The sequence below is a fragment of the Nonomuraea sp. NPDC048901 genome (genome assembly GCF_040649695.1).
GTDB lineage: Bacteria > Actinomycetota > Actinomycetes > Streptosporangiales > Streptosporangiaceae > Nonomuraea.
Genome location: NZ_JBEZFW010000003.1, coordinates 20,484 through 39,478, shown reverse-complemented (window position 1 = coordinate 39,478; position 18,995 = coordinate 20,484). Strand labels below are relative to the sequence as shown.

Below are 18,995 nucleotides of genomic sequence, written 5' to 3'. Positions count from 1 at the left end.
AAAGGACCTCTCGCGATGCGTATCTGGACCAGGAGACAGTGGCTCGTTGGATTCGTGGCCGGGTGCGTCACCGCAGTGATCGTCGGCGTTCCCACCGGGATCATTCCCACCTCGTACTTTTCTCGCATGACGCCGGTGTTGTGGTGGAACTACCCGGTGTGGCTGGTCACCGCGATCCTGAGCGGTCTGATCGTCGCCACCTATGTCGCCCCGGTTCAGCCCCCGCCGAGCCAGCAGAAGAAGACGCTGAGCGGAGGGTTGCTCTCTGCCTTCGCCGTCGGCTGCCCCATATGCAACAAGCTCGTCGTCACCGCTCTCGGGACGAGCGGCGCACTCACCTACTTCGCTCCGGTGCAGCCTGTACTGGCGATCGCCTCGGTGTTCATGCTCGGCGAGGCGCTCCGCCGCCGGATGCGCGCCCTCAAGATTTGCCCTACCTACTATGAACATTAGTAGAGCGGGCTACACTCTTCCCATGCGCGATCCACGGCTAGGGGTGTCAGCCTACCGTCCCGCGACGCCATGAACCGCTCGACGAGCACCCAGCCAAGCCCGCCGGTGTCCCGGAGCGGCTCCCGGCGTGCCCTGCGGAGTCGGCGGGCCCGGTTGGCCGTCGTCGTGACCGCCGTCATCGCCGTTCCAGTGCTGGCTTACGCCCTGCCCGCCATCGCGCTTGCCGGAGAGGTTCCGCCGGGCACACGTGTCGACAACGTCGACATCGGCGGTCTGTCTCCGGCCGAAGCCCGCTCCCGCTTGGAGCGGGAGTTCGGCAAACGGACCGCGCTTCCGCTCGCGCTTGTCGCGGTCGGCAAGACCAGACGGGTGACTCCCACCGACCTGGGCCTGGCCTTCGATGCAGAAGCAACCGTACGGGCCGCCCTCGACGGCGCGACCACGCCGGCGGGCATCCTCCGATCACTCTTCGGCAGCCGTCAACTCCAGCCAACGGTCACCGTGGACGAGCAGCGCCTCACCACCAAGCTCGCCGACCTGGCCAAGAGCATCGATGCCACGCCCCGCGAGGGCACCGTACGGTACCGCGGGCTCGAACCTCAGGTCGTACGGCCCAAAGCCGGACGCGCTCTCGACCGTGAAGCCGCAGGGAGAGCCATACGCGCGGCCTTCACCAGCAAACGCCAGTCAGTCGACCTGCAAGTACGTGCGCTGCCCCCTCAACGCCCCAGGGACGCCTCGTTCAAGATCTCGAACGGCAAGCCGCAGCTCATCCACGCCCGCGTTGGACGCGGTATCGACGTCAACGCCCTTGGCACGGCGATCTCCGCCACTCTGGCGGCGGGCGGCCGACGTGTGGACGTGCCCGTCGCCCTGACACAACCTCGGGTGACCACCGAGGCGGCCAAGAAGCTCGGCATCAAGGAGAAGGTCAGCTCCTTCACCACCCGCCATCCCTGCTGCGCGCCACGCGTGACCAACATCCACCGCATCGCCGACATCGTCGATGGATACGTGGTCAAGCCCGGCGAGACGTTCTCGCTCAACGGCCTGGTCGGCAAGCGGGACAAGGCACGCGGCTTCGTCGAGGCACCCATGATCCTTAACAACCGGTTCGTCAACGACGTCGGCGGCGGCGTCTCGCAGTTCGCCACCACCATGTTCAACGCGGTGTTCTTCGGCGGCTTCCAAGACGTGCAGCACACTCCGCACCAGTACTACATCTCCCGATACCCGGCCGGACGTGAGTCCACGGTCTCCTTCCCCCAGCCCGATTTCCGCTGGCGCAACGACTCCCCGTACGGCGTGCTGATCAAAACCTCGTACACGGGCACCTCGATCACCGTCCAGTTCTGGAGCACCAAGCGCTACGACATCGAGTCGCAAAGCTCATCCCGCTACCAGGTCAAACCCATCACCACGATCACCGACTCCGGCCCCGAGTGCATCCCGATGGGCGGCGCCGAGGGCTTCACCATCGACGTGTGGCGCATCTTCAAAGAGAACGGCAAGACCGTACGCAAGCAGCAGTTTCACACCGTGTACGCCCCCGAACCCCGCCTCACCTGCACTTAAGGGCTCTTGGGTGGTCGGTGCGATCAGCGGCGTGGAGTCGGCGAGCGCCGTGACTGGGCGTGAGCCTCAGTCCGGAGCCAGGAAGAGTGAATCTACGATACGTGATAGGAGAGTGCCTGCCGGGCACCCTCCGGTGTGAAGGAGGCAGGCCCGTGACAGGTCCCATGCATGCTCACCACGATCATCACAAGGGCTCCCGCACCGCGATCCTGGACGTGAGCGGCCTCCAGTGGGCGTCGGAGCAGAACGCCGTGGCCGCCCGGCTCGGCCGCCGGCCAGGCGTGCTCGACGTCGAGGTGAATCCGGTCGGCCAGACGGCGACGGTGGTGTTCGACCCGTCCCGGACGTCGCTGGCCGACCTCCGGAAGTGGGTGATCGAGTGCGGTTACCACTGCGCCGGGCAAGCGGTGCCGTCTAACATCTGCGACCCGATGGCCGAACCCGGCCAGCCTCGTCAAAACATACCGGGGAGCCACGCAGCGCCCGCACACGTAGAGCATCAGGCAGAACACGGCGACGGCCGGGAGCCATCCTCTCCGCACGAGATGATGGGACATGGCGGGCACGCCGGCATGTCGATGGCCGCGATGGTGGCCGACATGCGCAACCGGTTCCTGGTGGCGGCGCTGCTGTCGGTTCCGATCGTGGCGTGGTCGCCGATCGGCCGAGACGTGCTGGGCTTGAACCTGGCGGTGCCGTTCGGGCTGCGCATAGACGTCTGGGCGTTGGTGCTCAGCCTGCCGGTGATCTTCTATTCGTGCTGGATCTTCTTCGACGGGGCAGTGCGGGCACTGCGGGCGCGCACCCTGGACATGATGGTGCTGGTCGCCGTCGCAGTGGGCGCGGGCTGGCTGTACTCGGTGGTGGTGACCCTCACCGGCGGTGGGGAGGTGTTCTACGAGGCGGCCACCGTGCTGGCCTCGTTCGTGCTGCTGGGGCACTGGTTCGAGATGCGCGCCCGGGGCGGCGCCAGCGACGCCATCCGTACCCTGCTCGACTTGGCCCCGCCCAAGGCGGTCGTTATCCGCGACGGACAGCCGGTGGAGGTGCCCACCGCCGAAGTGGCCGTCGGGGATCTGCTGCTGATCCGCCCGGGGGCCAAGGTCCCCGTCGACGGCGTCGTCGAGGAGGGCGAGAGCGAGGTGGACGAATCCATGGTCACCGGCGAGAGCCTCCCGGTGCACAAGCGGCCGGACTCGGCCGTCGTCGGAGCGACCATCAACCGCAACGGCACGCTGCGGGTGCGGGCCACCAACGTCGGCGCCGACACCGCGCTGGCCCAGATCGTCAAGCTCGTCCAGCAGGCCCAGAACTCCAAGGCCCCCGGGCAGCGTCTGGCCGACAGGGCCGCGTTCTGGCTGGTGTTCGTCGCTTTGATCGGCGGTGGACTCACCTTCGCCGTCTGGTTGCTGGGCGCCGGTCGGCCGTTCAGCGCCGCGATCCTGTTCGCCATCACGGTGGTGGTCGTCACCTGCCCGGACGCGCTCGGCCTGGCCACCCCTACGGCCATCATGGTAGGCACCGGGTTGGGCGCCAAGCGCGGCGTACTGTTCAAGAACGCCATGGCGCTGGAGACCTCCGCACGTATCCAGGTCGTGGTCATGGACAAAACCGGCACCCTGACCAAGGGCGAACCCGAGGTCACCGATGTGATCACCGACGGCTGGACGGAAGACGAACTGCTGCGGTTGGTGGCCGCCGTGGAACGCGAATCCGAGCATCCCCTGGCCGAGGCGATCGTCCACCATGTCGACGCGCGTGGCCTGGGCATCGTGCGCGCCGACCGGTTCGAGAACGTGCCGGGGCATGGTGCGATCGCCGAAGTGACCGGACACACCGTGGTCGTGGGCAACCGGCGCCTGCTGGAGCGCGAGGGAATCGAGTTGGGCGAACTCGGTCCGCGCCGTGAGGAGGTGGCCGCCGGCGGCCGGACGGCGGTCATGGTGGCCGTCGACGGCACGGTGGCCGCGGTGATCGGCATCGCCGACGCGCCCCGCGAGACCTCCGCGGCGGCGGTGGCCGCCCTGCACGAACTCGGCGTCGAGGTCGTCATGCTCACCGGCGACAACGCCGCCACCGCCCAGCGGATCGCCGAACGACTGGGCATCGACACCGTGATCGCCGAAGTGCTGCCCGGCGACAAGGCCGCCAAGGTGGGCGAACTGCAGGCGGCCGGACGAAAAGTCGCCATGGTCGGCGACGGCGTCAACGATGCGCCCGCCCTGGCCCAGGCCGACCTGGGCATCGCCATCGGCGCAGGCACTGATGTGGCGATCGAGACCGCCGACGTGGTGCTCATGCGCTCCGACCCGCTGGACGTGCCCACCGTACTGCGCATCGGCCGCGGCACCCTGCGCAAGATGCGTCAGAACCTCGGCTGGGCGATCGGCTACAACGCCATCGCCCTGCCCATCGCCGCGGGCGTCTTCGAACCCGCCTTCGGCCTGGTGCTGCGCCCCGAGATCGCCGCGCTGTCGATGTCCGGCTCCAGCGTCATCGTCGCCGTCAACGCCCTGGCACTCAAACGCCTGCGCCTGCCCGTCCCAGGCAAGGTCGAAGCCGCAGACGCCGAACCTCTCCCGGCCCGATGAGTCGCCCATCCCTCGCTCGCGCTGCACAGCACCTTCCAGGCAGCGATGTGATTGAGGCGTACCACCAGATCTATGAGGACGCGATCATCGCGGAAGCGACCCGGCAAAGTCTGTTCACGGGGCGGTTGCTACTGTCTCCACGCATTTGTCCTCAAGATCGGCGGTCATGGCATGAGGTTCGCGCAGAAGTACGGGAAGTGGGCGGTGATCGCCGGCGCCTCCGAGGGCATCGGCGCCGCGTTCGCGGGCGCGCTGGCCGAGCGGGGGCTCAACCTGGTGCTGGTCGCCCGGCGTCCGGAGCCGCTGAGCGAGTTGTCCACGCAGTTGGGCGTCCAGACGATTACCGTCAGCGCCGACCTGTCCACCGCGGACGGGCTGGCTGAGGTGTTCGCGGCCACGGAGGACCGCGAGGTCGGACTGGTGGTGTGCAACGCGGCATACGCGCCGGTCGGTTCGTTCCTGGACCTCGATCAGGCCGCGCTGACCGCGATGCTGGACCTGAATTGCCGCACTCCCCTCCTGCTGGCGCGGCACTACCTGCCGGCGATGGCGGCCCGGCACCGTGGCGGGCTCGTGGTGATGTCCTCACTGGCCGGCAATCAGGGCTCGCCCGGCATTGCGGCGTACGCGGCGACCAAGGCGTTCGGCGCCGTGCTGGCCGAGGGGCTGTGGTCGGAGCTTCACGGCAGCGGTGTCGATGTCCTCACCTGCGTCGCCGGGGCGGTCGCGACACCGAACCTGCGCGAGGCCATGGCCAAGCCGGCCCCCGGCACGGTCACGCCCGACGTCGTGGCCGCCGCCGCCCTGCGGGCACTTGGGCGAGGACCACGTATCGTCCCGGGTGCACTGATGCGTGCCTGCGCGCCGCTGATCAGCCATCTGCTACCGCGCCGGACCGCCATCACCCTGATGGGCCGCGCATCGCGAGGCCTCTCGGCACCCTGAGTCTCGGCTTGGCAGCGCCTACGAATTGACGGCAGGCCACAGTATGTACGATCTTGTGTAGTAGATACTCATCTCGACCGAACGTGAGCCCAAGATACGGCGCCTCTTAGGTCATTTGCCACGTCGCCGTCGATCGCGTGACGGCAGGTCACAGACTCTGCCTTTGATTACTCAACGTCTACAGGTGATTTACAGTTAGCGATGTAGCGTTGCGTCTGCGAGTGTCTCTCCGTCCAACCGCCGTCGGAGTTCGCACCTGCTGGTGCCGAGCGTTGCCGGGTGACCGTGCCTGTCGCAGGCGTGGTGGCTGGACTCTCGCGTTCAGTTCTGTCTGCCGATCTGTCACGAGCTGATTCGCGTGCGGGCACTTCCCTGCTGTCTGTGGTGTGCGTTTCTCGGGTGTAGTCGTCCCTGGCGTGTGCCTTGTCTGGCCGCGCCTGCCGTACATCCATGTGTAGCCATCAGGGGCGAGGACTTACATCATGAACACCATCTATTGGCGTCAGCCTGCCCGAATACGGGCGGCCACCCGGCGTACCTCTCTCGCGGGACTTGTCGGCGGTACGCCTGTCCTGCGGATCCCGGAGCTGTGGGGCGGCGGTTCGCACCGCTTCTGGGCCAAGCTGGAGGGTCACAATCCCGGGGGGATCAAGGACCGACCTGGACTGTACATGATCGGTCAGGCGCGGTGCCGGGGGCAGCTGCGGCCGGGTGAGCCGATCATCGAATCCACCAGCGGCACGCTTGGCCTGGGGCTGGCGCTGGCCGGGATCGTCTACCGGCATCCGGTCATCCTGGTCAGCGATCCGGGGATGGAGCCGATGATGCACCATCTGCTCAGCGCGTACGGCACGCAGGTGGAAACCGTGACTCGGCCGCATCCTGTCGGCGGCTGGCAGGAGGCCAGGCGCCAGCGGGTGCGTGAGCTGAAGCTGGAGTATCCGGGCGCGTACTGCCCGGATCAGTACAACAACCCCGACAACATCAGTGCCTACGATTCGCTGGCCCGTGAACTGGCCGAGCAGGTGGGTGGCGTCGACATCCTGGTCTGCAGCGTCGGCACCGGTGGACACAGCGCGGGCGTGTACCGCACGCTCAAGCGACTCTGCCCAGAGGTACGTCTCGTGGGCGTGGACACGATCGGGTCGACCATCTTCGGCCAGCCTGCCCGCCCTCGGCTGATGCGCGGCCTGGGCAGCAGCATCCACCCCGGCAACGTCGCCTACGACAGCTTCAGCGAGGTCCACTGGGTGGCGCCGCCCGAGGCGGTGTGGGCCTGCCGCCGGCTGGCCGCGGGGCACTACGCCTCCGGTGGATGGAGCGTTGGCGCGGTCGCGCTGGTCGCCTCTTGGCTGGCCAGAACGCAACCCGCTGGTACCCGCATCGCGGCGATCTTCCCCGACGGGCCACAACGATACTTCGACACGATATTCAACGACGTCTACTGCGCCGAGCACGGCCTGCTCGACTGCGAGCCCGAAACCGAACCCGACCACATCGGCCACCCAGCGGACGCCGAGGTGACGCGCTGGACCCGGTGCACGACGGTCGTGGCCCCGTGACGGCCACGGTGGCGCAGGTGCGCTCGTTCAACCGGCCGATCCAGAGCTGGCAGCTGTATCCCGTCGGCCTGCTGTTCGGGCTCGGCTTCGACACCGCCACCCAGGTCGGCGTCATCGGCATCTCGGCGGGAGCCGCCTCGGGCGGCGCCCTGCCCCCGCTGGCGATCATCTCACTGCCGTTGATCTTCGCGGGCGGCATGTCGCTGTGGGACACGCTCGACGGCGCCCTCATGTGCCGCGCCTACGGCTGGGCCTTCTCTCATCCCCTGCGCAAGATCTACTACAACCTGTCCACCACCAGCCTGTCGATCTTCGTCGCGTTCGTCGTCGGCACGATCGAGCTCATCGGCGTGCTGACCGACAAGCTCGGCGTCGCCGATCGCCAGCCCTGGGCCCTCCTCACCGGCCTGGATCTCAACACGATCGGCTACTTCGTCGTCGGGACGTTCCTGATCACCTGGCTGGGCAGCATGGCGTACTGGAGGCTGGCCAAAATCGAGCAACGGTACAGAACCACTGCTACTGCTGATAGTAAATTGTAGGGAAGCTTCACCTGCTACTTCGCTGCCGATCATGGCGAAAGGCGGTGTATCTTACGACGCACCATAGCGCTTGCCATATGCTCTGCTCATGAAGCATGCGCATCGGGTCGTTCCGCGCCTGATGCTGCTCATGCTCGTGGTTCTCGGCGTCATGGCGATGCACACGATCGGCCATGCGGGCGAGCACGATTCGCCCATGGTGGGCAACCACGCCTCGTTGAGCGACGTCATCTCCCACTCGGGACAGCATCCCGGCGATCCGACGACATCGGCCTGGGTATGCCTGGCGATTCTCGGCGTGGCCGCCGGTTGGCTGCTTCTCCGGCCGCGCTCCGGCAGTGCCGGCCAGGCTCCTTCACACGCGGGATCGCGTGGGGGCCTCTGGTTCAGTCGATCCCTGCGCGGACCGCCGCCGCCCGAGCTGACGCGCTTGGTCGTGCTCCGGATCTAGACCGTCCCCGGACCGCCGTCATCCCACTGAGCGCGACCTTACAAACGAGGCGACACCCATGGACATCGATCGACGCACCCTGCTCAGAACCGGACTCGGCCTGCTGGGCGGAGCCGCACTCACCGCCTGCAGCGATGCCGGCCCCACCCCATCGCCCGCATATGTCACGCCGACTGGCGCACAGGTGCGGGCCGCGGAGCAAGCTCGCCGGCCAGGCACCGTCAGGGACTTCCGCCTGATCGCCGCGCAAGCGCAGGTGGATCTGGGCGGTACGACAGTACGGACCTGGGCCTACGACGGGCGCATCCCCGGCTCCGAGATCCGCGTCAACGCGGGCCAGATGGTAAGGGCCCGTTTGACCAACCAACTGCCTACCGACACCACCATCCACTGGCACGGCCTGGCACTACGCAACGACGCCGACGGCGTGCCCGGCGTCACCCAGCAGCCGATCAAGCCAGGGGCCGAGTTCGTCTACGAGTTCACCGCGCCGCATCCCGGCACCTTCTGGTTCCACCCACACTCCGGCACCCAGCTGGACCGCGGCCTGTACGCGCCGCTGATCGTGGAGGACCCGCGCGAGCCGCTGGACTACGACGAGGAATGGGTCGTGGTACTCGACGACTGGCTCGACGGTGTCACCGGCAACCCGGACGAGGTACTGGCCGAGCTCTCGCGCGGTATGAGCGGCATGATGCAACCGAGCTCGTCGGCGTCCTCGATGCCCGGAATGGACCACGGCAGCATGAACATGACGCCCAGCCCATCATCGGGCATGGGCAACCACATGCTCATGGGGGCGACAAGTCCGCTGCTGGGCGGCGACGCGGGCGACGTGCGCTACCCGCACTTCCTGCTCAATGGCCGCATCCCGGCAGATCCGGCGACCTTCCGCGCCAAGCCGGGCACCCGGCTACGCATCCGGATCATCAACGCGGGCGGCGACACCGCCTTCCGCGTCGCTCTCGCCGGCCACCGGCTGACCGTCACCCACACCGACGGCTTCGCCGTACAACCCGCCGACACCGACGCGCTGCTCATCGGCATGGGCGAACGCTACGACGTCCTGGTCACCCTCAAAGACGGCGTCTTCCCCCTGGTCGCCCTGGCGGAGGGCAAGGACGCGCTGACCCGGGGCCTGATCCGAACCAGCACGCAAGCCTCCGCGCCAAACCCCACGCTGCGCCCCAAAGAGCTGGACAGCGACGTCATCGACTACGCCAAGCTCCAACCCCAGGACGCCGTACGACTCCCACAGAAGCAGCCGGATCGGACCATCAGGCTGGAGCTCACCGGCAGCATGATGGACTACAGCTGGGCGATCAACGGCAAGAAGTACGACCCGAGGACCATCACGCCCATCCGATCAGGAGAACGGGTCCGCCTCTCCTTCGTCAACCGCACCACCATGTGGCACCCGATGCACCTGCACGGACACACCTTCGCCCTGCCCACCGGCATCCGCAAGGACACCGCCATCGTGATGCCCAACGACAAGCTCGACGTGGACTTCAACGCCGACAACCCGGGCATCTGGATGATCCACTGCCACAACGTCTACCACGCCGAGTCCGGGATGATGACCCTCCTCGGATACCAGCAGACTTGATCGCGTACCTCACGCTGGACGTGATCGGCTGGTACGTCCTCGTTCCCGTGAGCATCGCCTCGCTGGCCACCGGACTGCTGCGGTCATGGGGCACCAGATGGGGACTGTTCCAGCACTACTGGGTGGTGATTTCACTGCTCATGAGCACAAGGGCAGGGTCGCGGCGGACGCCGACACCGCCTCGCTCGCGCTCGCGCTGGTCGGCGCGGCGCACCAGCTCCTGCTCACCCGTGGCCTGTATGCCCCCGACCTGCGTGAACGCTGCGCCAGGTGGTCACGGCGTTGATAGCGGGCGTCACCTGAGATCTGCCTACCCGGTGGCCTTTGCCTGCCTCCTGCCGACGTGGCAGTCCGCTCGGGCGAGCCGTCGCAGCGCGTCGAAGAGCTTTTCGTAGAAGACGGCGGCCTGCGTCAGCGGCGGAGTTCGACGCGACGTTCTGACCAGGCGCATTTCGATGGCGACCGTTTCCCTGGCGAGCCGCGCGTATCCGGCCAGCAGGGCGGGCTGGAGGTCGTGGCCGAGCTCTTCGAAGGCCACGAGCACGTCCGCCACCGTGTCGAGCGCTTCCGCCTCGGGCTGCACCCGCCATCCGCCCGCGAGGAGCAGGTTGATCAGCTGTTCCCTGGTCTGGCCCCACTTGGCGGGCCGAATCGGGGTGCGCCGCGAACCCGCGGGCGGGTGTTGCCGTACCGGCTGCGACGGGTCCTCCGTCGCGTCGATTAGTGTGCGGATGGTGGGCAGTGACAGGTCGCCGATCTCTACCAGAGCCCGGATCAGCCGCAGGCGATAGAGGTGGCCGTCGTCGTATTCGACCTGGTTGCAGCGCAGCGGACGCCCAGGAGGAAGCAGGCCCTCGCGCCGGTAGAACTTGATCGTAGCGATTGACAAGCCGCTCTTGTTGCTCAGCTCGCCTATCCGCAAGGTGCTCACCCCTACCGGTTCGAGACGGACATCAGCGGGGTGAGTCCCACCCACCCCGCTGACCTGTATTGCCGTTATGCGTGGCGACGGACCTGGGCGAGGAACGCGTCCTGCTGCGTGCCGTTCAGACGCGCCACACCCGGAACCGTGCTGAAGGTGCGGACCACGCCGCCGTCCAGCAGGTACCGGCCTTCGGGTGAAAGTACGACCTGCCGGCCGTCGGTCCGCTTGCCGTCCAGGATCAGTACATACTGCTGGCCGATCTGGTAGGCCGGGTCGTCGGCGATGCCGGAGGCGTCGTCACCGGTCCTGAACAGCGTGACCGTCGCGTCCGCGGACCCCTTGAGGGTCTCATCGGTCCGCAGGGTGATCGCCTGGGTGGGCACCCGGTCTACTCCGCCCGGCTCGGCCTGGGCTCCGACGACCAGGTCGTCTGCCTGACGCACCTCGGTCACGGTCGCCCGCACCACGGCGCTGCCCATCCGTACCGCCTGGCTCAGTGACCTGGGCTGGCTGCGCCAGATGGCCGCGTACTGCGGCGGGCCGCCGATCGTCTCGGTGCCCTCGACCGCCGCCGTGTGGTGCGAGGTGCGGTACATGGCCGAGATGTCGTTCCAGTTGTGCTGGACGGTGTTAGTGAGGTTGTTGTAGTAGCCCATCCCCATGCAGCCGTCGTTGGAGTGGTCCAGCCCGAACAGGTGGCCGACCTCCTGGCAGAAGATGCCGGTCTTCTCGGCCGAGGTGTAGCTGTAGTAGTAGTTCAGCCGGGCATGACCGTGGGTGATGTGGCTGCCGGAGGTGTAGTTGATGATCTCGGCGAGGCCGCCCCAGCCGGTGTTGCCATAGTTGCCGTCGAAGACACTGATGTCGGTGTGGGAGCCCACACGGGGCAGGGACAGGAGGGTGTGGCTGTCCCAGTCGTTGATGGACGCCTCGGCCTGGCTGAAGTTGGTCGCGGTGTCCTGGATCTGGATGGTGACGGTGGCGCCGTAGCGGTTCCAGTGCCAGCTGCCCCACTGGTGCGCGAACGCGGGTGGCGTTGTGGAGACCAGGACGAGTCCGATCGTTGCGGCCATTGCGAGTGCTGCCCTGATGGGTCGCAAGGCTGCACCTCCTTCGACACGGGGGGGGTGAAAGTGCGGAAGGCACGTGCCAGCGTTTGTTACGCATGTCAGATCTGAGGCGAACGAAACGTAACAGGCTGGTCAAAGCCGGACAAGAGGGCATGGCGATTCCGCATTACCGCATCCCGTCAACCTGCGGCAATCGTCGTGTCGAGCTGATAGGTCAACTATCAGCTATAGGAGCACGGCGCAGCCATCGATAGAGAACCAGCACTCCGCCCACCAGCGCGACACCTAGGAAGACCAACAGGTACGGGGAGGTCCCGCCCTGCTCGATGGCGATCGACCTGGTACGAGTACAGGCGTTGTCCTGGAACGGACTGCTCGCGTTGAGCGGATGGAACTCGTACCGCGCACCGGTCTTATACGTCCGATCAGCCGTAGTAATACCGCTCTCCGACGGCGTACCGACCACTTGGACGTCCTGACCGTCGTCCGTGCGTACGTGCGCGACGCGCCCGTCTCGCTCCACCGACAGCACCACGCCGATGAACACGTGCGGAGAAGGCGGAGGGGTCCCTGTGCAGTCGGCGAGAGCAGCTGCCGGCGCGACCGCCAGGGCCGCGCCCACGATGGCGCATAGGAGGCTGATCCGCAGTATGGCGGCCATACCCTTTTGACGTTTCGCAGCCCCTAGGCGTTCACCAACTCGTATCCGGCCTCTTCCACGCCGGAGGAGCCCCAGGTCAAGCGTGGTCACGAACAGCCCCTTATGCGCCTCGGCGGCGGCTGTGGCGCCCCCAGCGGTACGGAGCCGGCCGCGAAAGGGTATGGCCTCGCTGAACCATGGGCACCCGGGCCGCAGCCCGGGTGCCGCTGTTGGTCAGAGTCGCTTGAGCAGGCCCTGCATCTGCTCGACTTCCGTCTGCTGGGCGGTCTCGATGGTCTTGGCCAGAGCCTTGGCCTCAGGGTTGGAGCCCTGGGACTGCTCGGTGCGGGCCATCTCAATCGCCCCGTTATGGTGAGCGGTCATCAGCTGGACGAACTGCTTGTCGAACGCGGCGCCCTTGGCCGCCTCCAGCTTCTTCATGTCCGCCTCGGACATGATCCCGGGCATGTTGTGACCCATGCCGCCGGAGGGCGCGGGCTTGCCCCAGGTCTTCAGCCAGCCCTGCATGGTCTGGATTTCCGGATCCTGCGCCGCCTTGATCTTCGCAGCCAGCTCCTTGACCTCCTTGTCGCTCGCGCGCGTCTCCGCCATCTCGGCCATCTCGACCGCCTGCTGGTGGTGCGGGATCATCATCTGCGCGAACATCACGTCGGCGTCGTTGAACGCCGCACTACTCGACTCGGTCGCGGTCGGAGCACTGCTCGCTTGGCTAGCGGCCGGAGCGCTGCTGGACATGGTGGACATGTCGTGCTCGCTGCCCCCGCCGCACGCCGTTAGCAGCGCCAGGGCGCCTGCGGCGATGCCGATGCTGAATACCCGGTTCGTGGTCATATTTGGCCATCTCTCTGCTGGTCTGCGTACGGGTCCTGAGCTGCCAAGCAGCCGGGCCTATATGCGCAGCACCGATAGGTGAGCCAGCTGTATCGAGGTCGGCGAGGGAGGCGGCCTAGCCGTCCGGGCCACCCAGGAGGGCCTGCTGGACTCGGCCTCCGGTGTCCACCGCGCCAGGGCGGCGCTCGCGATCAGCGCGATTGTCAGAAGCGACGTCAGTACGGCAAGGCAGACAGACGTCGGGTCGAGCCCGGGCATCTCATCGTTCAACACCCGACTGGCGTAGGACGGCAGCGCTGCAGCCGCTTGGTGCGACTCCATGGCGCGGTCGCCGGACATCTCGCCCATGGCCACGTGCCCGAGCGTGTGCATCCCACAGACGCCAAGTACGAGCATGACGAACAGGAGCCAACGCCCGGCAGCCAGCCCGGTAACGCGGATTGACCTGCCCATCGTCCCCCGAATCGCAATGGCGCCCTCCTCGTACATGAGACATCTTACGAGGATGGGTCGTAGAACATTGCGGCATTGCACGATCTGGAGCAGGCCGGAGTCGCCCTGTTCGCCGCCGACGAGCCCATCACCTTGAACGGCAAGCGCGCCGACAAGGTGCCCCACCCGGTGCCCGCCAAAGCCGCCGAAGGCAAGCACAAGACGCGCCTGATCCCCGATCCCATCAAAGGACCGATCGTCACTCAGATCTACACCTGGCGGGTCACCGAGCACCTCGGGTACGGCGACATCGTCGATCGGCTCAACGCCGACCTGGACCGCTATCCCCCAGGGCAGTCGCTCAATCCCAATTACCGCGGCACGCCCGGATGGGGGCGCTCTGCCATCGTCGAAATCCTGAAGAACCCAAGTACACCGGCTACATGGTGTGGAACCGCAAGGCCACCACCAGCCGCAAGGGCAAAGGTCGGGGCACAAACAACCCGCCCAGCGCCTGGGTCTGGTCCGACTACCCCACGCACGAACCGCTCGTCACCTGCGAGATGTACGACGCCGCCCAAGGCGTCGGCCGGCAGCGTGCCCGTTCGCGCGTCGGCTCAACGGTGAACAAGCATCCCCAGACCAAGCGGACCTATGTGCTGAGGTCGTTCGTTGTATGCGAGATCTGTGGCACCCGCATGTACGGCAAATGCGATCTGCGTCATGCCGCCAAGACCGTCTACATGTCCTGCCAGCCGGGTCAGAACCGCAAGAACCGAGCGGTTCCGGAAGGCCACCCCACTGGCATTCGAGTCCGTGAGGTCCATCTCCTCACGACCGTTCACGACCTGTTCGCGCGCCGCGTGTTCGGACCGCACCGCCGTGAACTACTGGCAGTCGAACTGCCCAAGACCGACCAACGGGCACTGACGGACTGGAAGGCGACCCGGGGGGCGGTGAGTCGGACTCTGACCGAGTTGGGCCTGCGTATAGACCGACTGACCCGGCAGTTCGAGGAGACCGACCTCAATCCGGTCCTGGCACAGAAGCTGAACGTCCGCTTCATCGAGTTGCAGTCCGACCACCGCGCCAGGTCCGACCGGCTCGCCGAACTCGACGCCAACCCGCCTGAACCCGACCACGCGGAAGATCTGATCGACCGCCTGCCCATCCTGACCGGCAACTTGGCGCACGCCCCGGAGGAACTCCGACATGAACTGTTCGAGGTCTTCAAGCTGGAGATCCGCTACGACGCCCGCACCAACCTCGCCACCATCAGGGTCACGCTGGACAGTGACACGATCGGCCATCTGATGACGGTGAGCAGAAAAGTGGTAAGTGAGCTGTCACCTTCCGGCAGGCCCGTGACCTGCACCGTGTCGGTCGGGTCGAGACCGCCTGGCGCATCAGCGACCGATCGCCTCCCGACGCATCGCGGTGAAGCAAGTCGGGCGAACCGCCCTCAACAAGACGAAAACGGGCCCCCTTTGCCCCGAAAGGCGAAGAGTGCCCGCTACGCAGATCTGATGAGTGCCCCCTGTAGGATTCGAACCTACGCACCCGGCTCCGGAGGCCGGTGCTCTATCCCCTGAGCTAAGGGGGCTCAACGAGTGATAAGGCTACCAGTATCGGGCCACCACTCCGCACCACGATAAAGGTCCAGCCACACATCCAAGGAAAACCCCACGTGACCGCGCCACTACGGGTAGCTTTGCGGCCGTGGGCGAGGTTCTTGGCAGGGTACTGGTCGTGGACGATGACGAGGTCATCCGTCAGTTGATCGCGGTGAACTTGAGCCTGGAAGGGTTCGAAGTCGCCACCGCCACCGATGGGCAGGACTGTCTCGAGCGGGTGCTCGATGTCATGCCCGATGTCATCACGCTTGACGTGATGATGCCGTTTCTTGACGGCTGGGTGACAGCGGAGAGGCTGCGTACCGATGAGGCGACCAGTCACATCAAGGTCGTGTTGATCACGGCGCGGGCGCAGGACGACGACAAGCGGCGGGGGCGAGGGATCGGCGTCGACGCCTATCTCACCAAGCCGTTCGACCCGGCGGAGCTCATTGAGGTGGTCCGCGATCTTGCGGCGGGAAGCCGGGTCTGAGCCCAACTCGTTTCGTTCAACGAGTGAGTGGGGTTGAGCTCAAGCGCCTCGATGGGCGTTGAGATCGAGCGGCCTCGATGGTGATCGCCGTCAATCAGGTCGCTGTTCGGGTGAAGGATTCTGGTAGGGGTTTGGGTCGGGCGGGGTGGGCAGTTGCGGCGCAGAATGCGCGAAGTGTCCCGATGTGCCGACCTCAGGGCCCGTTGACGTCGTCGTCGGGCCACTCCCCCACCACCGAAGCGTCAGCGTCCGCCACAGCCAGGCACGCGGGGCTATCGGTCCTCGGCCCAGTGCAGGCGTGCGGGTGGCATAGAGCGATAGAGCTAGGGCAGCACGCAGGGCCACGGGCGCCCAGTGCAGCCGCGTGAGGGCACAGGGCAAGAGGAGCGCACGAAGGTCGTCGGGGCTACAGCAGTGCGCGTGTCCGGGCCTCCGCCGCAGCCTGCGTACGCGTAGAGACCTCCAGCTTGCCCAAGATGTTGGACACGTGCACGCTCACCGTCTTCTGCGCGATGAACAGCCGTTCCGCGATCTCCCGGTTCGTCAACCCCTCCGCCACCAGCCTCAGCACCTCGGTCTCGCGTGCCGTCAGGCCCCCGTCGCCATGCCCGCCGCCGCCGGTGGTGAAGCGGGCTCGGCGGGCGAAGTCGCTCAGCGCGGTCTCCAGCGGTGTGGCACGGAGTTTGCCGGCTGCCTCGCGGGCCAAGTCCCACTCGGCCTGGGCTTCTGTACGGGCGCCTGCTGCCAGCAAGGCCTCCGCGAGGCGCCAGCGGGCGCGGGCTGCCTCGTAGACGAAGCCGAAGTCGAAGGCCGCCACCACGCGCCGCCACAGCTCCACGTCGAGGCGGCCGTGGACGCGGTGCCATTCGGCCTCCGCTCGCAGGGCCCAGGCTTGGCCCTCCGGGCCCATGGGGCCGCGTTCGCCCACTGGGCCGGATTCGACGGCGAAGCGGACGCGGTTGAGGAGGTCGTCGGCGCCCTCCACCTGGCCTAGGTCGGCTAGTGCCCACAGGCCGATGGCGGCGACGCGCAAAGTGCCCGTCTCGCCGGGTTCGAGGGTGGCCATGGCGGCCTCTACGTGTTCCAGGGCGAGGGCGGGGTCGCCGCACCAGAGGGCGTGTTCGGCGGCCATGCCTCGGGACATGTAGGCGACGAGGAGGTCGGACCAGAACGGGCGTAGCCAGTTGAGGCGGGCTTCGACGGCGGGCAGGCCGCGGGCGACCTCTACGAACAGGGCGAACGATGACAGGACCGCCTCCGGCAGTGTGCCTACTCGAGCGCCGAAGCCGGCGGCGGTGGCCTCGGCCTCGTCCCATTCGCCGGCCACGTAGTGGATCAGGAAGCGAAGGAAGCGCAGGTCGGTGCCGTAGGTGCTCCAGTTGAGGCCGGTTTCGACCGCCAGGTGGATGCCCGCGTCGGCGATCTCGGCCGCCTCTACGAGCAGGCCCTGCTCGTAGAGGATGCGGGCGTAGTGGAAGCGGGCACGGAGGTCCATGGCCAGGTGGCCGGTGTTCGCGGCGGCGGCGGTCTGGGCGAGCGAGCGGGCCCGGGTCATGTCGCCTTCGTTTTCCGCGTGCAGGGCCAGGGTGAGCAGGGCGCCCGCTTCCGCGTCGCGGGCGCCTGCGGCTCTGGCCGTCTCGATGGCGCGGCGGGCGATGTCCTCGGCTTCGGCGTGCCAGGCGGACCAGGTGATCGTACGGGCATGGGTGGCCAGGGCTCGGGCGAGGGTGGGCGGGTCGGCGGCGGCTTCGACGGCACGTTGGGCCGCGGCGATGGCGCCTTCCTGGTCGTCGAGCTCGACCAGGTAATAGGCCAGCCGCTCGTTGACCTCGGAGGTCGGGGGCAGGGCGAGCAGTTGCTGGACGGCGCGGTGGTTGTCGCCGCTGTCGGCCGCCATCACCGCGCTGCGGAAGGCCAGCGTGACCCGCTCCTCACCGGCGAGTTCGGCGGCGTCGGGGACTCGGTCCCACAGGCTCAGCACCCGGTCGTAGTGGCTGTGGGCTTCGGCGGGCGCGCCCAGGCGCTCGGCCAGCCGGCCGGCCTTCGCCGAGGCTGCCAGGGCTCCCGCCAGGTCGTGGCCGGCCAGGTGGTGGTGGGCGAGCTCGGCGGGCGAGGTGAGCAGTCGTGCGAAGTCGGCGTGCAGTCTGCTGCGCTCTCCGGGCAGCAGGTCGGTGTAGGCGGCTTCCTGCAGCAGAGCGTGCCTGAAGGCGTAACCGTAGCCGTCGACGCGGAGCAGGCCGCGCGAGACGATCTCGCGTACGGCCTCCTCGAAGTCGGCCAGCGGGAGCCCGGAGACCTCGCGCAGCAGCTCGTCCTCGACGCGGCGACCGGCGACCGCGGCGGCGCGCAGCACTCGCTGGCCGGGCTCGGACAGCACCTCGACCCGGGACATCAGCAGGCTCGCCAGCCCGTCGGGCAGCGTGTCGCCCTCGGCCAGGGCGGCGAACAGCTCCTCGGCATAGAACGGGTTGCCGCCCGCGCGGGTGACGATCACGCCGAGCTCCTGTGCGTCCACATCGCCCAATGTCGCGACGTAATCAGACATCTCGCCGGAGTCGAGAGGGCCCAGTTCCAGGTGGGTGACGCTGGGCAGGCGCTTCAGCTCGGCCAGCACCGGCCGCAGGGGGTGACGGCGGTGCAGGTCGTCGGTGCGGTAGGTGCCGACGACGCACACGCGCTCGCTCTGCACCATGCGGCTCAGGAACACCAGCAGGTCACGGGTCGAGCGGTCGGCCCAATGCAGGTCCTCGATCACGAACAGCACCGGCTGAACCTCGGCCAGCAGCCCCAGCAGCGAGCCGAACAACCGCTGCTGCGTGAGCCCGGCCGGAGGCGCGCTCTCCACGCCCGGCAGCAGCTGGCCGAGCAGGGGATGGGCGGCGGCCGCCTCGCGGACGGCGGGCTCGGCGCCGCGCAGGGCGTCGGCGAGCGGGAGGTAGGGCAGCGTGTCGCCCAGCTCGGCGCACTGCCCGACCAGCACGTTGAAGCCACGGGAACCGGCCTCGGCGACCAGCTCGGACACCAGCCGGGTCTTGCCGATGCCGGCGTCGCCGCCGACGAGCGCCACCTCGGCGGTGCCGAGGGCGGCGGATTCGAGCACACGCGCGAGTCTCGCCAGCTCAGCAGCGCGCCCGACCAGGAGACCCTTCACGGCAGCAACTATGCCACGCCTGGCCGACATTCCGATTGGCCCAGGAACGGGGTACCCGATTGGCTCTCAACAGCGGGCCAAAGCCGCTTTA

At 67.5% G+C, this 18,995-nt stretch carries 18 protein-coding genes and 1 tRNA gene; 11 read left to right on the top strand and 8 right to left on the bottom strand.

Annotated features, from left to right (window positions below; all coding sequences use genetic code 11):
• Positions 1–15: 15 nt before the first annotated feature.
• The 9 genes from AB0C30_RS09880 to AB0C30_RS09840 all read left to right on the top strand — a co-directional run bounded on the left by AB0C30_RS09880 (position 16) and on the right by AB0C30_RS09840 (position 10,014).
• Positions 16–453, top strand: coding sequence for a hypothetical protein (locus AB0C30_RS09880; protein ID WP_357941584.1), 438 nt, complete (start codon positions 16–18; stop codon positions 451–453).
• 69 nt (positions 454–522) lie between these two features.
• Positions 523–2,028 (top strand): VanW family protein, encoded by a 1,506-nt coding sequence (locus AB0C30_RS09875; protein ID WP_357941582.1) that lies wholly within the window; start codon positions 523–525, stop codon positions 2,026–2,028.
• Positions 2,029–2,180: 152 nt separating this feature from the next.
• Positions 2,181–4,619 (top strand): heavy metal translocating P-type ATPase, encoded by a 2,439-nt coding sequence (locus AB0C30_RS09870; RefSeq protein ID WP_357941580.1) that lies wholly within the window; start codon positions 2,181–2,183, stop codon positions 4,617–4,619.
• Between the two features lie 171 nt (positions 4,620–4,790).
• On the top strand, positions 4,791–5,564 hold the full coding sequence (locus AB0C30_RS09865) for an SDR family NAD(P)-dependent oxidoreductase (protein WP_357941578.1): 774 nt from the start codon (positions 4,791–4,793) through the stop codon (positions 5,562–5,564).
• Between the two features lie 482 nt (positions 5,565–6,046).
• Positions 6,047–7,126, top strand: coding sequence for a PLP-dependent cysteine synthase family protein (locus AB0C30_RS09860; RefSeq protein ID WP_357941576.1), 1,080 nt, complete (start codon positions 6,047–6,049; stop codon positions 7,124–7,126).
• Positions 7,123–7,668, top strand: a complete 546-nt coding sequence (locus tag AB0C30_RS09855) for a hypothetical protein (RefSeq protein WP_357941574.1) — start codon at positions 7,123–7,125, stop codon at positions 7,666–7,668. Before AB0C30_RS09860 ends, AB0C30_RS09855 begins: the two co-directional genes overlap by 4 nt.
• A gap of 88 nt (positions 7,669–7,756) precedes the next feature.
• Positions 7,757–8,119: a hypothetical protein gene (locus AB0C30_RS09850; protein WP_357941572.1), complete on the top strand. Its 363-nt coding sequence runs from the start codon at positions 7,757–7,759 to the stop codon at positions 8,117–8,119.
• Between the two features lie 58 nt (positions 8,120–8,177).
• The gene (locus tag AB0C30_RS09845) at positions 8,178–9,728 is read left to right on the top strand and encodes a multicopper oxidase family protein (RefSeq protein WP_357941570.1); all 1,551 of its coding nucleotides are present in this window, start codon (positions 8,178–8,180) and stop codon (positions 9,726–9,728) included.
• A 97-nt stretch (positions 9,729–9,825) separates the two neighbouring features.
• Complete coding sequence (locus AB0C30_RS09840; protein ID WP_357941568.1) at positions 9,826–10,014, top strand: hypothetical protein; 189 nt, start codon at positions 9,826–9,828, stop codon at positions 10,012–10,014.
• Between the two features lie 24 nt (positions 10,015–10,038).
• Here AB0C30_RS09840 and AB0C30_RS09835 read toward each other — a convergent pair whose 3' ends face one another.
• The 5 genes from AB0C30_RS09835 to AB0C30_RS09815 all read right to left on the bottom strand — a co-directional run bounded on the left by AB0C30_RS09835 (position 10,039) and on the right by AB0C30_RS09815 (position 13,704).
• On the bottom strand, positions 10,039–10,659 hold the full coding sequence (locus AB0C30_RS09835) for a MerR family transcriptional regulator (protein ID WP_357941566.1): 621 nt from the start codon (positions 10,657–10,659) through the stop codon (positions 10,039–10,041).
• Positions 10,660–10,724: 65 nt separating this feature from the next.
• Positions 10,725–11,726: a hypothetical protein gene (locus AB0C30_RS09830; protein ID WP_357941564.1), complete on the bottom strand. Its 1,002-nt coding sequence runs from the start codon at positions 11,724–11,726 to the stop codon at positions 10,725–10,727.
• A 211-nt stretch (positions 11,727–11,937) separates the two neighbouring features.
• Positions 11,938–12,384 carry a hypothetical protein gene (locus AB0C30_RS09825; RefSeq protein ID WP_357941562.1) on the bottom strand — a complete coding sequence of 149 codons (447 nt, stop codon included), beginning with the start codon at positions 12,382–12,384 and terminating at the stop codon, positions 11,938–11,940.
• Between the two features lie 213 nt (positions 12,385–12,597).
• Complete coding sequence (locus AB0C30_RS09820) at positions 12,598–13,215, bottom strand: DUF305 domain-containing protein (RefSeq protein ID WP_357941560.1); 618 nt, start codon at positions 13,213–13,215, stop codon at positions 12,598–12,600.
• 57 nt (positions 13,216–13,272) lie between these two features.
• Complete coding sequence (locus AB0C30_RS09815) at positions 13,273–13,704, bottom strand: DUF6153 family protein (protein ID WP_357941558.1); 432 nt, start codon at positions 13,702–13,704, stop codon at positions 13,273–13,275.
• 39 nt (positions 13,705–13,743) lie between these two features.
• Between AB0C30_RS09815 and AB0C30_RS09810 the strand changes: the two genes are divergently transcribed.
• Complete coding sequence (locus AB0C30_RS09810) at positions 13,744–14,274, top strand: recombinase family protein (RefSeq protein WP_357941556.1); 531 nt, start codon at positions 13,744–13,746, stop codon at positions 14,272–14,274.
• A 260-nt stretch (positions 14,275–14,534) separates the two neighbouring features.
• Here the strand turns inward: AB0C30_RS09810 and AB0C30_RS09805 are convergent, their stop codons facing one another.
• A complete protein-coding gene (locus AB0C30_RS09805) occupies positions 14,535–14,957 on the bottom strand; it encodes a hypothetical protein (RefSeq protein WP_357941554.1) in 423 nt (140 codons plus the stop codon).
• Positions 14,958–15,178: 221 nt separating this feature from the next.
• A tRNA-Arg gene (locus AB0C30_RS09800) sits at positions 15,179–15,250 on the bottom strand.
• A 116-nt stretch (positions 15,251–15,366) separates the two neighbouring features.
• Between AB0C30_RS09800 and AB0C30_RS09795 the strand changes: the two genes are divergently transcribed.
• The gene (locus tag AB0C30_RS09795) at positions 15,367–15,753 is read left to right on the top strand and encodes a response regulator (protein WP_357941552.1); all 387 of its coding nucleotides are present in this window, start codon (positions 15,367–15,369) and stop codon (positions 15,751–15,753) included.
• Positions 15,754–16,159: 406 nt separating this feature from the next.
• On the opposite strand, the gene AB0C30_RS09790 is transcribed toward AB0C30_RS09795, so the two are convergent.
• Positions 16,160–18,904: an AAA family ATPase gene (locus tag AB0C30_RS09790; protein ID WP_357941550.1), complete on the bottom strand. Its 2,745-nt coding sequence runs from the start codon at positions 18,902–18,904 to the stop codon at positions 16,160–16,162.
• Positions 18,905–18,995 lie beyond the last annotated feature (91 nt).

What these genes read in the sequence shown, in the direction of transcription:
- AB0C30_RS09830 (WP_357941564.1), bottom strand. Translation starts at nt 11,726, where the DNA reads ATGGCCGCAACGATCGGACTCGTCCTGGTCTCCACAACGCCACCCGCG.
- AB0C30_RS09880 (WP_357941584.1), top strand. Translation starts at nt 16, where the DNA reads ATGCGTATCTGGACCAGGAGACAGTGGCTCGTTGGATTCGTGGCCGGG.
- AB0C30_RS09820 (WP_357941560.1), bottom strand. Translation starts at nt 13,215, where the DNA reads ATGACCACGAACCGGGTATTCAGCATCGGCATCGCCGCAGGCGCCCTG.
- AB0C30_RS09865 (WP_357941578.1), top strand. Translation starts at nt 4,791, where the DNA reads ATGAGGTTCGCGCAGAAGTACGGGAAGTGGGCGGTGATCGCCGGCGCC.
- AB0C30_RS09845 (WP_357941570.1), top strand. Translation starts at nt 8,178, where the DNA reads ATGGACATCGATCGACGCACCCTGCTCAGAACCGGACTCGGCCTGCTG.
- AB0C30_RS09840 (WP_357941568.1), top strand. Translation starts at nt 9,826, where the DNA reads ATGGGGACTGTTCCAGCACTACTGGGTGGTGATTTCACTGCTCATGAG.
- AB0C30_RS09860 (WP_357941576.1), top strand. Translation starts at nt 6,047, where the DNA reads ATGAACACCATCTATTGGCGTCAGCCTGCCCGAATACGGGCGGCCACC.
- AB0C30_RS09805 (WP_357941554.1), bottom strand. Translation starts at nt 14,957, where the DNA reads ATGGCCGATCGTGTCACTGTCCAGCGTGACCCTGATGGTGGCGAGGTT.
- AB0C30_RS09850 (WP_357941572.1), top strand. Translation starts at nt 7,757, where the DNA reads ATGAAGCATGCGCATCGGGTCGTTCCGCGCCTGATGCTGCTCATGCTC.
- AB0C30_RS09875 (WP_357941582.1), top strand. Translation starts at nt 523, where the DNA reads ATGAACCGCTCGACGAGCACCCAGCCAAGCCCGCCGGTGTCCCGGAGC.
- AB0C30_RS09815 (WP_357941558.1), bottom strand. Translation starts at nt 13,704, where the DNA reads ATGTACGAGGAGGGCGCCATTGCGATTCGGGGGACGATGGGCAGGTCA.
- AB0C30_RS09825 (WP_357941562.1), bottom strand. Translation starts at nt 12,384, where the DNA reads ATGGCCGCCATACTGCGGATCAGCCTCCTATGCGCCATCGTGGGCGCG.